A 14,021-nucleotide genomic window follows, 5' to 3' on the forward strand; every position below is an offset into this window, starting at 1 on the left:
ACGGGGCACGGGGCACGCCGTACGGGCGTCCGCCGGTCCCGTCCGTGACCCGTGACCCGTGATCCATGGGCCGTGCTCCACGGACCCACATGGCGGGCGGGTCTTCCGGTGCTCGGGCGACAGCAGAAGGCGGGGGCGGGGGCCCGAAGCCCCGCCCCCGCCCGTCGGGCGTGCTAGTTGGCGAGGCTGAAGTCGCCGCCGATCGGCGCGGCGATCTTGTCGACGCCGGTCAGCGCGGTGAGGGTGGTCACGGGGGTGGGGCTGTCGGTGGTGGTGCCGTTGCCCAGCTGGCCGGAGCCGTTGGCACCCCAGGAGCGGACCGTGCCGTCGCCGAGGAGGGCGACGGTGTGCTCGCGGCCGCCGGTGACCAGCTTGATGCCGGTCAGGTCCGGAACCGGGACCGGGGTGCTCCGGCTCTCGGTGGTGCCGTCGCCGAGCTGGCCCGAGGTGTTCTGACCCCAGGCGTGGAGGGTGTTGTCGGTGCCGGTGACTGCCAGGCTGTGGTTGCAGCCGGCCGCGATCCGTACGACTTCGCCGGACCAGGTGTCCTGGGTCTTGACCGGGCTGTAGCGGTTGTCGGTGCTGCCGTCGCCGAGCTGACCGGTGGCGTTGTGGCCCCAGGCCATCACCACGCCACCGCCGTCGGCCGGGCCGACCAGGGCGAGGTTGTGGTTGGCCCCGGCGGCGATCCGGGTGACTCCGGTCAGGCCGCCCACGGCGGAGGGGACGTTCCTGCCGGCCGAGGTGCCGTCGCCGAGCTGGCCGTTGACGTTGCGGCCCCAGGCCCAGACGGTGCCGTCCTCGCGCAGGGCCAGGCTGTGGTCGAGCCCGGCGGCGATGGCGGTCACCTTGTTCAGCCCCTCGACCCGGACGGGGACGCTGCTGTCCATGTTGGTGCCGTTGCCGAGCTGGCCGTGGTTGTTCTGCCCCCAGGCGACGACGGTCCGGTCGGCGAGCAGGGCCAGGCCGTGCTTTCCGCCCGCGGCGATGTCGGTGGCATCGGACAGGTTGACGACCTGACCGGGCGCGTTGTGGCTGAACACGGAGCCGTCGCCGAGCTGCCCCGAATTGTTGGCACCCCAGGACTGCACCGTACGGTCGGTCAGCAGCGCCAGCCCGTGACCGGTGGTCGAACCGTAGCCGCCTGCGGCGATCTTCACCACCTCGGCGCTGGTCAGCCCGAGCACGGTGGTGGCGGTGGTACGGAAGTCGGTCCAAGTGCCGTCGCCGAGCTGCCCCGAACGGTTGTTGCCCCAGGACTTCAGCCGCTTCTCGGCCATGTGATGTACCTCCTGAATCAGTAACAAGTGGGAAGGGAGCGCGGTCCTGAGGCTTCCGCGACCGTGACCGGCCCTCGTTCAGCCCCGGCGTCCGACTCCGCCCGGTAACCGTAGGTCACCGACCTACCGCACTCCGTGTCCGGCGTGAACTTGGTCGATCTTCGCCACCGAAGCGACGACCGCGACCGCGACCGCGACCGCAAACGATCACCTGTCGCTTCCCTGCCGACCGGTCGGCCGAGTGGCGCCGAAGGGTGGAGTCCCCCTCGCACCGACCCCCCACGATCCCCTTGCCATCGAGGGGGGAAAGCGGCCCGTGATCCATGGCCTGTGGCCCGTGGCCCGTGGCCCGTTGCGCGTGAGCCGTGCTCCCGGCTCCCGGCTCCCGGCCGGAGCGGGCGGGCGGGGGCCGACACCGGCCGTCCCATGGGCGACGAGGATCCCGTACGGCCCGGCCTCGCCCGGCACGGTCCGCCGAGGCTCCGAACGGGCCTCCGTCCGGCGCCCGTCGACGGCCCGGAACCCCCGCCGCCCGTCCCGGGACGGCACACGGGACGCTTTCCGGGCTTCTTCGCTCATCCTCCCGGGCCCCTCGCGCGTCCTCCCTCCCGCCCTAGTGGTCTAGACCTATTGGCGGGGGTCCTGCGGCCCCCGAAGAGGGACGGAAATGCGACGTCACACGTGCGCCCGGGGAGACTGCGAACTGATCCTCACCCGGCCCGACCCACGGCTTCGGCCCGGAGTCGTCGGCTACTGCTCCTACCGTCTGACCGGAGACGGCCCCCGGCAACGGATCTTCGCCCCCGGCGGCGCCGTCTCCCTCTTCATCGGCCTCGACGGGGAGATGTCGGCCGGACACACGGGACCGGACGCGCCCGTGTCGCTCCGCCGGGCCTCCGCCTTCTACGGCCCCCACCTCCACCCCAAGCTCCTCGGCCACCGGGGAACCGCCGAGGGCGTCGAGATCAGCGTCCTGCCCTGGGTCGCCCGGCTGCTGTTCGACGCCCCCCTGGGCGAACTCGCCGACGCCGTCGTGGAGGCCGACGCCGTCCTCGGCCGCTGTCTCCCCTCCCTCGCCGAGGACCTCCGCACGGCCCCCGGCCCCCGTGCCCGCTTCGACGTCCTCGACCGGCACCTGCTGCGCTGGACCGCCTCCGCCGACGCCGCCCGCGCGCCCTCCCCGACCGTCCTGCACGCCTGGGACCTCATCACCCGCTCGGCGGGCACCCTGACCGTCCGGGACATCGCGGCCCGCACCCGGTGGAGCAGCCGACTGCTGGAACTCCGCTTCCGCGAACAGATCGGGCTCTCCCCCAAGCGTTTGGCGCGGGCCCTGCGCATGGAACGGGCCATCGGCCTGCTCGCCACCGGCCGCAGCCAGACCGACACCGCGCACACCGCCGGATTCAGCGACCAGCCGCACCTGTCCCGCGAGTTCAGGACCCTGACCGGACTGCCGCCCGGCCGCTTCCTGAACCACCTGGCCCCCGGCTGCGCCTGGCCGACCGTCGCCCAGGACAGCACCTCGTCCTTCGCATTCGTACAAGACCCGGCCGGAGCCCCACGACAAGACTCGGATCACGGCGGGACACCACACCCCGCGAACGCGCACCAGCACCAGCACCAGCACCAGCACCCATATCCGTACGTCTCCATCGAGAGGAACCCGCGATGACCCGCGCAACGAACCGCCTCCTCGGCCGCGCCGCCGCCGTGACGACCGGCCTCGCGGCCGTCCTGGGCACGGCGCTCGCCGGGGCGCCGACCGCGTCGGCGGTGGGCAGTTCCATCCCCAGCTACCTGGCCGACAACAACTCCTGCATCGGGATCGACGGCAGCGGCTACGCCATCCTCTGGAGCTGCAACGGCAACCCCGACCAGCGGTGGACGTTCGCCGCCGCAGGCGGCGGCTACGTGCGGCTCGCGAACGAGCAGAACGGCTGCCTCGACATCCCGCAGGGCTCCACGGCCCCCGGCACCCAGGCCATCCAGTGGTCGTGCAACAACGGCACCAACCAGCAGTGGAAGGTGGAGAACCTCCCCAACAGCAGCTTCCGGCTGCGCAACCGGAACTCCGGCCTCTGCCTCGACGCGGCGGGCGCCTCCTCCGCCAACGGCACCGGTCTGATCCAGTGGGACTGCAACGGCGGCGACAACCAGCGCTGGCTGTACTGACCCCTTCCGGGTCCCTTCCGGCCGGTCCGGCCGGAAGGGACCGGAGGCGGCCGGAAGGGCCGAAAGGCCCCGCCCCCCGGACGATCCGCGCCTCTCCCGTACCGCCCGTTCACGCTTCCCCGCGCACAACCATTCCTGACTGACTGTCAGTTCGGTAATCTGACTAAGCGTCAGGTGTATACGAGATGGGTGAAGGGCGGGCGGAACACATGCTTGGATCGACTCACGGCACCTTCACGGCCGGACTCCGCGCCCGTGTGGTCGCCTGCGGGGAGCCGGACCGCGAGGCCGTGCACGGCACCACCGCCGCCCCCGGCGACCTGGACGTCAGCGGACGCCCGCTGCACGCCCCCGTACCCGACCTCGACCGCTTCTTCCGGCCCGAGTCCGTCGCCGTCGTCGGCGCCTCCGACACCGAGGGCCGCCCCAACACCGGCATCACCCGGCAGCTCCTCTCCTGGGCCGAACGCGTCGGCGCCCGTCTGGTGCCCGTCCACCCCACCCGTACCAGCGTCTTCGGGATCGACTGCGTCCCGTCCGTCGCCGCCCTCACCGAACCCGTCGACCTCGCCGTCCTCCTCGTCGCCGACCCGCTGCCCGTCATCGAGCAGCTCGCCGACACCAAGGTCAGGTTCGCCGTCGCCTTCGCCTCCGGCTTCGCCGAGACCGGCGAGGCGGGCGCCGCCGCACAGGAACGGCTCGCCGCCGCCGTACGCCGCTCGGGGCTCCGCCTCCTCGGCCCCAACACCAACCTCAACGCCTTCGAACACTTCCGCGAGGACCTCGAAGGCCCCGCCGTCGCCCTCATCACCCAGTCCGGTCACCAGGGACGGCCCGTCTTCTCCCTCCAGGACATCGGCGTCCGCCTCTCCCACTGGGCCCCCACCGGCAACGAGGCCGACCTGGAGACCGCCGACTTCCTCTCCTACTTCGCCGGACGCCCCGAGGTCGGCGCCATCGCCTGCTACGTCGAAGGGCTCAAGGACGGCCGCTCCTTCCTCCTCGCCGCCGACCGCGCCGCCCGCAACGGCGTCCCCGTCGTCGCCGTCAAGGTCGGCCGCACCGAGACCGGCGCCCGCACCGCCGCCTCCCACACCGGCAAGCTCACCGGCGCCGACCGGGTCGTCGACGCCGCCATGCGCCAGTACGGCGTCATCCGCGTCGACGGGCTCGACCAGCTCCAGGACACCGCCACCCTGCTCGCCCGCGCCCGCCGCCCGCAGGCCGAGGGCGTCGTCGTCTACTCCATCTCCGGCGGCACCGGCGCCCACTTCGCGGACCTCGCCACCGCCGCCGGACTTCAGCTGCCCACCCTCCAGGAAGCCAAGCAGGACGAACTCCACACCTGGATCCCGGAGTACCTGAACGTCGCCAACCCCGTCGACAACGGCGGCCACCCCGTCGGCGACTGGCGCGGCCGGAAGATCATCGACGCGATCCTCGCCGACCCCTCCGTCGGCGTCCTCATCTGTCCGATCACCGGCCCCTTCCCTCCCATGAGCGACAAGCTCGCCCAGGACCTCGTGGACGCCGCCGAGGCCACCGACAAGCTCGTCTGCGTGGTCTGGGGCTCCCCGGTCGGCACCGAGGACGCCTACCGCACCACCCTCCTCGGCTCCTCCCGCGTCGCCACCTTCCGCACCTTCGCCAACTGCATCGGCGCCGTGAAGTCCTACCTCGACCACCACCGCTTCACCGCCGCCTACCGCTCCCCCTTCGACGAGGCCCCCCGGACCTCCTCCCCCTCCTTCCGCAAGGCCCAGGCCCTCATGCGGCCCGGCCACCGGCTCAGCGAGCACGGCGCGAAACAGCTCCTGCGCGCCTACGGCATACGGGTCCCCCGCGAACAGCTCGTCACCAGCGCGGCGGCGGCCGTCCGGGCCGCCGGGCTCGTCGGCTACCCCGTCGTGATGAAGGCCTCCGGCGCCCAGCTCGCCCACAAGACGGAACTCGGCCTGGTGAAGGTCGGACTGACCTCCGCCAGCCAGGTGCGGGACGCCTACCGCGAACTCACCGACATCGCCCGCTTCGAGTCCGTCGACCTCGACGGCATCCTCGTCTGCCAGATGGTCGGACGCGGGGTCGAGATGGTCGTCGGCGTCACCCGCGACGACCTGTTCGGCCCGACCGTCACGGTCGGTTTCGGCGGGGTCCTGGTGGAGGTCCTCGACGACGCCGCCGTACGCGTCCCGCCGTTCGGGGAGCGGGAAGCCCGCTCCATGCTCGGCGAACTGCGCGGCCGGGCCCTCCTCGACGGCGTCCGGGGCGCCCCGCCCACCGACGTCGACGCCCTCGTCGAAGTCGTCCTGCGCGTCCAGCGCATGGCCCTCGAACTCGACGGCGACCTCGCCGAACTCGACATCAACCCGCTGATGGTGCTGCCGCGCGGCCAGGGCGCGGTGGCCCTGGACGCGCTCGCCGTCTGCCGACAGGAGCCCCTGGCATGACCGAGGACCCGGCGCACACCGAGAACCCGCCGCACGCCGAGGACCTGCTGCACACCGTCGGGAACGGCGTCTCCCGGATCGTCCTCAACCGTCCCGAGGCGATGAACGCGGTCACCTGGGACCAGCGGGAACGGATCGTCGCCCTGCTCGAAGCGGCCTCCGCCGACCCCGCCGTACGGGCCGTGGTGATCACCGCCACCGGACGCGGCTTCTGCGCGGGCGCCGATCTGCGGGGCGCACCCGCGACCGGCGAGCGGACCGCCGGGGACGTCGCCCGGACCATCCGGCGCGGGGCCCAGCGGTTCATCGGAGCCGTACTGGACTGCGAGAAGCCGGTGATCGCGGCGGTGAACGGGACGGCGGCGGGGATCGGGGCGCACCTGGCGTTCGCCTGCGACCTGGTCCTGGCCGCCGAATCCGCCCGCTTCATCGAGGTGTTCGTCCGGCGGGGCCTGGTCCCGGACGGCGGCGGGGCGTATCTGCTGCCCCGGCTGATCGGGCCGCAGCGGGCCAAGGAGCTGATGTTCTTCGGGGACGCGCTGTCGGCGGCGGACGCGCGGGAGTGGGGCCTGGTGAACCGGGTCGTCCCGGCGGAGGACCTGGAGAAGACGGCCACGGAGTGGGCGGAACGCCTCGCCCGGGGCCCGACCCGGGCCCTGGCCCTCACCAAGCAACTGGTGAACGCGGCCCTGGACACCGACCGGGCGACCGCCTTCGCGGCGGAGGCGACGGCGCAGGAACTCAACATGACGACGCGGGACGCCCGGGAGGGCGTGGCGAGCTTCGTGGAACGCCGGGAGGCCCGCTACGAGGGGAAATAGTCGCGCGCCGAGTGTCAGGGCTGCCCCTAGGGTGTGACGCGGATATGACACACACCGCTCCGGGGGGGGAACGGAAACATGCTCCATTCCGCGCGTTCGCGCGAAAGATCCAGACACTCGCCCAGAACCGCGCTGCTGGTCCCCGCCCTGCTGACGGCCCTGCTCGGCCCGATGCTCCCGGCGGGGACGGCGTTCGCGGCCACGGCTCCGGTCACGGCCCCGGTCGCGGCGTCGGCCACCGTCGGGCTGCCGGAGAACCCGGCCGGGGCCTCCACCGCGGTGTCGGCGACGGTCACCTGTGCGGCGACGGTCTGCGGCCCGGAAGAACGGACCGTCGGCACCCTCGGTCCCGCCGTTCTGGGGCGCGGCAAGGTCATCATGACGGTCACCGGCGCGGCGCTGCGCGACACGGACCGGGTCAGGCTGTACACCCAGGACTACCGCGCCGAGTCGACGACGGTCTCCGTCTCCCCCGACCGGCGGAGCATGAGGGTCGCGCTCGACCTGACGGGCGCCCCGCCCGGCAACCTCCACGCCAGTGTGATCACGCACTACGGCTGGGAGTACCAGCGGTCCGGCGTCACCGTCGTCGCCGCCCTCCGGGCCACCGCCGTCCCCGTCGTCTCCGTCGTCTCCGTCGTCTCCGTCGTCTCCGTCGTCTCCGGCAGCAGCGTCGTCGGCGGCAAGGTGACGGCCTCGGCCGGGGTCTGGAGTCCGGCGGGTGAGACGTACGCCTACCAGTGGCGGGCGAACGGGGCCGCGATCGCCGGGGCCACCGCGTCCTCGTACACGCCGCCCGCGTCACTGCTCGGCAAGCGGTTGTCCGTGGCCGTCACCGCCGGCCGGGCCGGGCATCCGACGGTCACCGCCGTCAGCGGGTCCGTGCTGGTGAAGGGCGCGGCACCGAAGGCGACGAAGGCCCCCGCCCTCTCGGGTTCCGTCCGGGTGGGCGGCAGGGTGACGGCCCTCGCGGGGACCTGGTCGCCCGCCCCGACCTCGTACGCCTACCAGTGGCGGGCGAACGGGGCCGCGATCGCCGGGGCCACCGCGTCCTCGTACGTCGTCCCGGCGTCCGTCCTCGGCAAGAAGCTGACGGTCACCGTGACCGCGCACCGCACGGGACACCTCAGCGGCACGGCCACCTCCGCCGGGCTGACCGTCGCCAAGGGCGCGGCCCCCAAGGCGACCAAGGCGCCCGTCCTGACCGGGACGGTCAAGGTCGGGCGGACGCTCACCCTGAACCGGGGGACGTGGACGCCCGCGCCCACCTCGTACGCCTACCAGTGGTACGCGAACGGGCGGGCCGTCGCCGGGGCCACCCGGGGCACGTTCACCCTCACCAAGGCCCAGCGCGGCACGAAGATCACCGTCAGGGTGACCGCGCACCGGACCGGGGGCCTCTCGGGGGTCGCCTGGACCCGGGCGACCGGGGCGGTCGCGGGCTGATCCCGCACCGGGGAGACCGGGCGGCCCCGGGCCGATCCGCTCCCGGGGAGACCGGGCGGCCCGCGGGCCGATCCGCTCCCCCTCGTACGCGAAGCCCCCGGGGCGACGGAACCGTCCGTCGCCCCGGGGGGTTCCCATCTGACGAGTCGTCAGTTTCAATGGGCGGTGTGATGGGACACGCGGGGATGGCGGCCAGCGCCGTCCGACACCTGAGAGCGGCCGGTTCGCCGACGGCCGTGGAACCACTGCCCCGGCCCGTGCTGCGCGCGGTACGGGACGACGAGCGACCGCCCCTCGACCCGGCCGAGTTCCGCCGCGTCCTGGGCCACTTCGCGAGCGGCGTCACCGTCGTGACCGCCCTCGCCCCGGAGGGACCGGCCGGATTCGCCTGCCAGTCCTTCGCCTCCCTCTCCCTCGACCCGCCGCTCGTCGCCTTCATGGTCGCCCGTACGTCCACGACCTGGCCCCGGATCGCCGCCGCGGGCGCCTTCTGCGTCAATGTGCTCGGCGCCGGGCAGGACGGACTGTGCCGGTCCTTCGCCGTCAGCGGCACCGACAAGTTCGCGGGCGTCGACTGGGCGCCCGCCCCGGTGACCGGCTCCCCCCGGCTGACCGGCGCGCCCGCCTGGATCGACTGCGCGATCACCGCCGTCCACACCGGCGGCGACCATCTGATCGTGGTCGGCCGCGTGGAGGCCCTCGACGCGGCCGGGACCGGGGACCCCCTGCTCTTCCACCGGGGCCGGTTCGGCCGGTTCGACCGCCTCGACGACTGAGGCGGGGGCGGTACGGGCGATCCCCCGGTGTCCGGCGGCCCGCACCGCCACCGTCACCGGCCCGCCCCCTCCGCCTCGCCCTCCCGCCCCGTCACCAGGCGTCCTCGGCCGCGAACAGTTCCCGCACCCAATGGGCGCTCGCCTCACGGCTGTCGGCGAGCGGGGTGCCGGGGAAGAGACGGAACCAGGAGCCCGCGCGGCCCAGCGCCGCCAGCCGCACCGCGAGGAGCGCCGCCCCGCGCAGTTCCCCGGCCGAGGGGCCCAGGTCCGCCCACGGCTCCAGATACGCGTCCACCAGCGGGGCCACGGCCCCGGGACCGTACCGCTCCGCCACCGCCCGCACCGGGACGAGGAGACTGCCGAAGGGGTGCGCCACACAGGCGTCCCCCCAGTCGAAGAAGGTGAACCGGCCCGGTGCCGGGGTGAGGATCTGGCCGTCGTGCAGATCGCAGTGGTCCAGCGAGTCGGGCACGCCGTACGCGTCGAGCTCCGCGCACAGGTCGACGAGCCGGGACCGCCGCCCCCGCAGCGCGGCCCGCTCGGCCGTGCCGAACAGCGGATTGCCCTCGACGAGCGCGTCGAAGACCTCCGGCAGGTCCCGCGTCCGGGCGCCCGGCACCCCGAGCCCCACCATCCGGTCCGCGTACGGCAGCAGCCGCCGCTGCATCCGCGCGTACCGGCCGACCGCCGACGCCCACTCCGCCGGGCCCGCCGCCCCCGCGTCGAGCACCCTCCGGAACAGCGGCCCCCCGTCCGGCAGCAGCGTCCAGCCGCGTTCCGCGTCCACCGCGAGCGGCGCCATCACGTCCTGCGGCGCCCACTCCGCGAGCGCCCCGGAGAGCCCCGCCTCGAAGGAGTTGGACGGCGCGCCCGCCTTCAGCCAGACCGCGTCCCGCTCGCCCTCCCCCGTGCGCAGGCGCATCAGGACCGACCACGGGCGCACCCGCACCTCGCGCGGCCCGGTCCCGCTCCTGCCGTGCGCGGCGAGTTCCCGCCCGGCCCAGCCGAGGACCTCCCGCCGCCACTCCCGGTCGTCCCAGGGCGTCACCGCGTCCGGGTACTGCCCCCGGTCCACCACCGTCTCCGGCTCTTCGCTCGTCCTCATCGCCCGATTCCACCACCGGCGTTCCGGCCGACGCACCCGAAATAGGCGCGCCGGGCCGGGGGCCCGGCCCCGGAGCGGTGGCGGTCCCGGTCCGACCGCGGCACCCGCCCCGGCATTCACTCGAACGTGATAGCGAAGATCACCCGTTCGAGGCGCTTCCCTTCACCCGGCCGGGTGAAGGTGTCCCTCCATCCGTCGCAACCGGCCCGGGGGGCGCCCACCGGTCACGATCATGCTCGGGTGAATACGCCCCCACGACCCTCCACGCGCCGCCGGTTCCTCCCGGCCGCCGTGGCCGCGCTCACCCTGCTGCCCCTGAGCGCCGCCCTCCCCGCCGCCGCCCTCCCCGGGACCGCCGTCCCGGCCGCCGGACCCGCCGCCTCCCGGGTGCCCACCCCCGCCGAGGCCCGTACGGACGCCTATCTCGCGTCCGTGCGCGAACGGCCCGCCCGGCTCAGGGCGTTCTTCCGGTCGATGCCCAAGGGCGGCGAGCTGCACAACCACCTCTCGGGTGCCGTCTCCACCGAGTACCTGATCCAGCTCGCCGCCGAGGACGGGCTGTGCGTGCGGACCGACACCCTGGCGGCGGTCGTCCCGCCGTGCGGCCCCGGCACCCGGCCCGCCGCCGACGCGCGCACCGACCGCGCCTTCCGCGAGGACCTGATCCGCGCCTGGTCCATGCAGGACTTCCCGCCCGGCGGCAACGGCCACGACCACTTCTTCGACACGTTCGACAAGTTCGGCGAGGTGACCTGGCGCAACCGGGGCAAGATGCTCGCCGAGTTCGCGGACGGCGTCGCCGCACAGAACCAGTCGTACCTCGAAACCATGATCACCCCGGCTTCCGACAGCGCCAAGAAGCTCGCCGCCGAGGTCGGCTGGGACCCGGACCTCGCCGCCCTCCACCGCAAGCTCACGGCCGGGGGCCGCCTCGACTCCGTCGTCAGGGAGGCGGTCGAGGAGACCGACGACGGCGACGCCGAGTTCCGGGAGGCCGCCGGGTGCGGCACCGCGCGCGAACGGCCCGACTGCGGCCTCACCGTGCGCTGGATCTCCCAGGTCTCGCGCGGCAGTTCGCCCGAGCGGGTCTTCACCCAGCTCGCCCTCGGGATGCGGCTCTCCGAGCGGGACGGCCGGTACGTCGCCGTCAACCTGGTCCAGCCGGAGGACTGGGACAGCTCCCTGAAGAACTACCGCCTCCAGATGCGGATGATCGCCTATCTGCGCGGCGTCTACCCCCAGGCCCGTGTGACCCTGCACGCGGGCGAGCTGTGGCCCGGTCTGGTCAAGCCCGAGGACCTCACCTTCCACATCGCCGAGGCCGTCGGCACGGCCCGCACCGACCGCGTCGGCCACGGCGTGGACCTCGTCCACGAGAACGACTGGCAGGCCACGGCCCGCGCGATGGCCGCCCGCGAGGTCGCCGTCGAGGTGCCGTTCACCAGCAACGCCCAGATCCTCGGCGTCCGGGGCGCCGAGCACCCCTTCGAGACGTACCGCGCCTACGGCGTGCCGGTCGTCCTCGCCACCGACGACCCGGGCGTCTCCCGGATCGACATCACCCACGAGTACCAGTACGCGGCCCGCACCTACGGCCTGTCGTACCCGCAGCTGAAGGACCTCGCGCGCGCCTCCCTGGAGTACGCGTTCCTCCCCGGCGCCAGCCTGTGGCGCGGCAACCCGACCACCGAGGGCTACCGCACCGTCCCCGCCTGCCGGGGCGAGCGGCCCGGCACCCCGGTGCGCTCCGCCGCCTGCCGCCGTCTCGTCGAGGGCAGCCCCAAGGCCGCCCTCGAATGGCGCCAGGAGTCCTCCTTCGCCGCCTTCGAGACGGCCCACGCGGCCCCGGTCCGCTGAACCGGTCCCGGTCCACGACCGGGCCCGCCGGACCCGCCGGGCCGAACCCGGTCCGCACGGTCCCGGCCTGATCCCACGAGCGTCCGGCCCCCGTCCCGGGGGCCGGACGCTTCCGTGTTCACCGGCCCCGGGCCGGGATCCGGGGCTCAGGTGGCGATCGTGCCCGTGCTCAGGCCGACGCCCCCGAGGACCGGCGTGACCAGGACCGCGAGCGTGCCCCAGTACAGCGGGCGCACGAACCAGCCCCGGCGGGCCGGGCGGGTCAGCACGACCGTCACCACCAGGACCGCCGCGCCCACCGGCCAGGCCCACCATCCGGCGAACGGGACCAGGAGGGCGCCCGCGAGTGTCAGCCGCCGCCGATCGGGCACCCGCCGACCTTCCGCGCGAGTCCCTCGCCGCCCGGCACGGCGGGCAGGACGACCACCGCCGACACCACGACCGCCGCCAGCAGCCCCAGCAGCGTCACGAACGGAAGCCCGAAGAGCTGGAGCGGACCGAGCAGCGAACCGTCCTCCGCCGGCTGCCCGGCATCGCCGAGCACCACCTTCAGGACCATGAACAGCGCGCCTCGCAGGAACAGCGCCAGCACCGAGACCCTCACCATGCGGGCGGGCGTGCGTCCTTCGGCCGGACCGCTCATCGCGATCACCCCCCGAGGATCGTCATGCTCCCGCCATGACGGGCGCCCGCGTCCGGGGCCTCCTGATCACCAGCGCCATCAGCGCCGCCGCCGCGCACAGCGCGCCCGAGGCGTACCAGACCACGTCGTAACCGCCGAAGACGTCCCGGGCGAGCCCGCCCGCGAACGCGACCACCGCCGCGCCGATCTGGTGGGAGGCGAGCACCCAGCCGAAGACGATCGCCGAGTCCTCTCCGTAGTGCTCACGGCAGAGCGCGATCGTCGGCGGGACCGTCGCCACCCAGTCCAGACCGTAGAAGACGATGAAGAACACCATCGGCGGCCGGACCGTCGGCGCGAGCAGCATCGGCAGGAACAGCAGCGAGATCCCGCGCAGCGCGTAGTAGACGGCGAGGAGCCTGCGCGCCTCGAAACGGTCGGTGAACCAGCCCGAGGCGATCGTCCCGACCACATCGAACACCCCGATCACCGCGAGCAGTCCCGCCGCCGCGGTGACGGGCATCCCGTGGTCATGGGCGGCGGGCACGAAATGCGTCTTGACCAGGCCGTTCGTGGACGCCCCGCAGATCGCGAAGGTGCCCGCGAGAAGCCAGAAGGGGCCGGTGCGGGCCGCCTCGATGAGCACGCCGACCGCACGCCGGGCGGCGCCGGTCACGGGCGCGGGCTTCTCCGCGTACTCCCCGCCGTACGGGGCGAGCCCGACGTCCGCCGGATGGTCGCGCAGCAGCAGCCACACGAACGGGACCACGGCGAGCGCGGCGAGCGCGACCGTCACGGCGGCGGGACGCCAGCCGTGGTGCTCGACCAGCCAGGACAGCAGCGGCAGGAAGACGAGCTGCCCGGAGGCCCCGGCGGCGGTGAGGATGCCGGTCACCAGACCCCGGCGGGCGGTGAACCAGCGGTTGGTGACGGTCGCCGCGAAGGCCAGCGCCATGGAGCCGCTGCCGAGCCCGACGAGGACGCCCCAGAAGAGGACGAGCTGCCAGGCGGCCGTCATCCACACGGTGAGCAGCGATCCGACGGCGATGACCGTCAGGGCGACGGCGACCACCCGGCGGATGCCGAAACGGTCCATGAGGGCGGCGGCGAAGGGGGCGGTGAGGCCGTAGAGGGCCAGGTTCACCGAGACGGCGAAGCCGATCGTGCCCCGCGACCAGTCGAACTCGCCGTGCAGGGGCTCGATCAGCAGGCCCGGCAGGGAGGCGAAGCCCGCCGCCCCGATGATCGTGACGAAGGTGACCGCCGCGACGGACCAGGCGCGGTGGACACGGGGGGTGCGGGGCGTGCGGGGTGCCCGTCCGTCAGGCGTACGGGCGGGCGTCTCGGTCGTCTGGGCCATGCCACGAGCATCGCGGCCCGCCCGGCACCGGACCATTGGCCCGAACGACAGCTTTCGAACGGATCGGGACACGGGACGGGAGCCCGCCGGGCCGCCGGGGGGACACGGCGGGCTCCCGCCGGGCCCTCCCCG

At 74.0% G+C, this 14,021-nt stretch carries 12 protein-coding genes; 7 read left to right on the forward strand and 5 right to left on the reverse strand.

Features of this window, described 5'->3' with window-relative positions; all coding sequences use genetic code 11:
- Positions 1-173: 173 nt before the first annotated feature.
- Positions 174-1,280 carry a hypothetical protein gene (locus ACIO92_RS14595; protein WP_366439775.1) on the reverse strand — a complete coding sequence of 369 codons (1,107 nt, stop codon included), beginning with the start codon at positions 1,278-1,280 and terminating at the stop codon, positions 174-176.
- Positions 1,281-1,947: 667 nt separating this feature from the next.
- Here ACIO92_RS14595 and ACIO92_RS14600 point away from each other — a divergent pair.
- The 6 genes from ACIO92_RS14600 (at position 1,948) to ACIO92_RS14625 (ending at position 8,945) form a co-directional block, all read left to right on the forward strand.
- On the forward strand, positions 1,948-2,955 hold the full coding sequence (locus tag ACIO92_RS14600) for a helix-turn-helix domain-containing protein (protein WP_402281436.1): 1,008 nt from the start codon (positions 1,948-1,950) through the stop codon (positions 2,953-2,955).
- On the forward strand, positions 2,952-3,455 hold the full coding sequence (locus ACIO92_RS14605; RefSeq protein ID WP_366439777.1) for an RICIN domain-containing protein: 504 nt from the start codon (positions 2,952-2,954) through the stop codon (positions 3,453-3,455). The genes ACIO92_RS14600 and ACIO92_RS14605 overlap by 4 nt, the downstream gene beginning before the upstream one ends.
- A 209-nt stretch (positions 3,456-3,664) precedes the next feature.
- Entirely contained in the window at positions 3,665-5,902 is a 2,238-nt protein-coding gene (locus ACIO92_RS14610; RefSeq protein ID WP_402281439.1) for an acetate--CoA ligase family protein, read from the forward strand.
- Positions 5,899-6,723 carry an enoyl-CoA hydratase/isomerase family protein gene (locus tag ACIO92_RS14615; RefSeq protein ID WP_401236525.1) on the forward strand — a complete coding sequence of 275 codons (825 nt, stop codon included), beginning with the start codon at positions 5,899-5,901 and terminating at the stop codon, positions 6,721-6,723. The genes ACIO92_RS14610 and ACIO92_RS14615 overlap by 4 nt, the downstream gene beginning before the upstream one ends.
- A 78-nt stretch (positions 6,724-6,801) precedes the next feature.
- Entirely contained in the window at positions 6,802-8,169 is a 1,368-nt protein-coding gene (locus ACIO92_RS14620; RefSeq protein WP_402281442.1) for a hypothetical protein, read from the forward strand.
- A gap of 158 nt (positions 8,170-8,327) precedes the next feature.
- Complete coding sequence (locus ACIO92_RS14625) at positions 8,328-8,945, forward strand: flavin reductase family protein (protein WP_366439782.1); 618 nt, start codon at positions 8,328-8,330, stop codon at positions 8,943-8,945.
- Positions 8,946-9,036: 91 nt separating this feature from the next.
- Here ACIO92_RS14625 and ACIO92_RS14630 read toward each other — a convergent pair whose 3' ends face one another.
- Positions 9,037-10,050, reverse strand: coding sequence for an aminoglycoside phosphotransferase family protein (locus ACIO92_RS14630; RefSeq protein WP_366439783.1), 1,014 nt, complete (start codon positions 10,048-10,050; stop codon positions 9,037-9,039).
- A gap of 240 nt (positions 10,051-10,290) precedes the next feature.
- Here ACIO92_RS14630 and ACIO92_RS14635 point away from each other — a divergent pair, with 240 nt between their 5' ends.
- The gene (locus tag ACIO92_RS14635) at positions 10,291-11,907 is read left to right on the forward strand and encodes an adenosine deaminase (RefSeq protein WP_402281444.1); all 1,617 of its coding nucleotides are present in this window, start codon (positions 10,291-10,293) and stop codon (positions 11,905-11,907) included.
- 146 nt (positions 11,908-12,053) lie between these two features.
- Here ACIO92_RS14635 and ACIO92_RS14640 read toward each other — a convergent pair whose 3' ends face one another.
- From ACIO92_RS14640 to ACIO92_RS14650, 3 genes are read right to left on the reverse strand one after another with little or no spacing between them, the layout of a single operon-like run.
- A complete protein-coding gene (locus ACIO92_RS14640) occupies positions 12,054-12,278 on the reverse strand; it encodes a hypothetical protein (protein WP_366439785.1) in 225 nt (74 codons plus the stop codon).
- A complete protein-coding gene (locus tag ACIO92_RS14645; RefSeq protein ID WP_366439786.1) occupies positions 12,257-12,559 on the reverse strand; it encodes a hypothetical protein in 303 nt (100 codons plus the stop codon). The genes ACIO92_RS14640 and ACIO92_RS14645 overlap by 22 nt, the downstream gene beginning before the upstream one ends.
- Before the next feature lie 13 nt (positions 12,560-12,572).
- The gene (locus ACIO92_RS14650; RefSeq protein WP_402056794.1) at positions 12,573-13,889 is read right to left on the reverse strand and encodes an MFS transporter; all 1,317 of its coding nucleotides are present in this window, start codon (positions 13,887-13,889) and stop codon (positions 12,573-12,575) included.
- Between the last annotated feature and the right edge of the window lie 132 nt (positions 13,890-14,021).

Source organism: Streptomyces sp. NPDC087215 (assembly GCF_044744885.1).
GTDB lineage: Bacteria > Actinomycetota > Actinomycetes > Streptomycetales > Streptomycetaceae > Streptomyces.

What these genes read in the sequence shown, in the direction of transcription:
- ACIO92_RS14610 (WP_402281439.1), top strand. Translation starts at nt 3,665, where the DNA reads ATGCTTGGATCGACTCACGGCACCTTCACGGCCGGACTCCGCGCCCGT.
- ACIO92_RS14620 (WP_402281442.1), top strand. Translation starts at nt 6,802, where the DNA reads ATGCTCCATTCCGCGCGTTCGCGCGAAAGATCCAGACACTCGCCCAGA.
- ACIO92_RS14650 (WP_402056794.1), bottom strand. Translation starts at nt 13,889, where the DNA reads ATGGCCCAGACGACCGAGACGCCCGCCCGTACGCCTGACGGACGGGCA.
- ACIO92_RS14625 (WP_366439782.1), top strand. Translation starts at nt 8,328, where the DNA reads ATGGGCGGTGTGATGGGACACGCGGGGATGGCGGCCAGCGCCGTCCGA.
- ACIO92_RS14615 (WP_401236525.1), top strand. Translation starts at nt 5,899, where the DNA reads ATGACCGAGGACCCGGCGCACACCGAGAACCCGCCGCACGCCGAGGAC.
- ACIO92_RS14600 (WP_402281436.1), top strand. Translation starts at nt 1,948, where the DNA reads ATGCGACGTCACACGTGCGCCCGGGGAGACTGCGAACTGATCCTCACC.
- ACIO92_RS14605 (WP_366439777.1), top strand. Translation starts at nt 2,952, where the DNA reads ATGACCCGCGCAACGAACCGCCTCCTCGGCCGCGCCGCCGCCGTGACG.
- ACIO92_RS14630 (WP_366439783.1), bottom strand. Translation starts at nt 10,050, where the DNA reads ATGAGGACGAGCGAAGAGCCGGAGACGGTGGTGGACCGGGGGCAGTAC.
- ACIO92_RS14595 (WP_366439775.1), bottom strand. Translation starts at nt 1,280, where the DNA reads ATGGCCGAGAAGCGGCTGAAGTCCTGGGGCAACAACCGTTCGGGGCAG.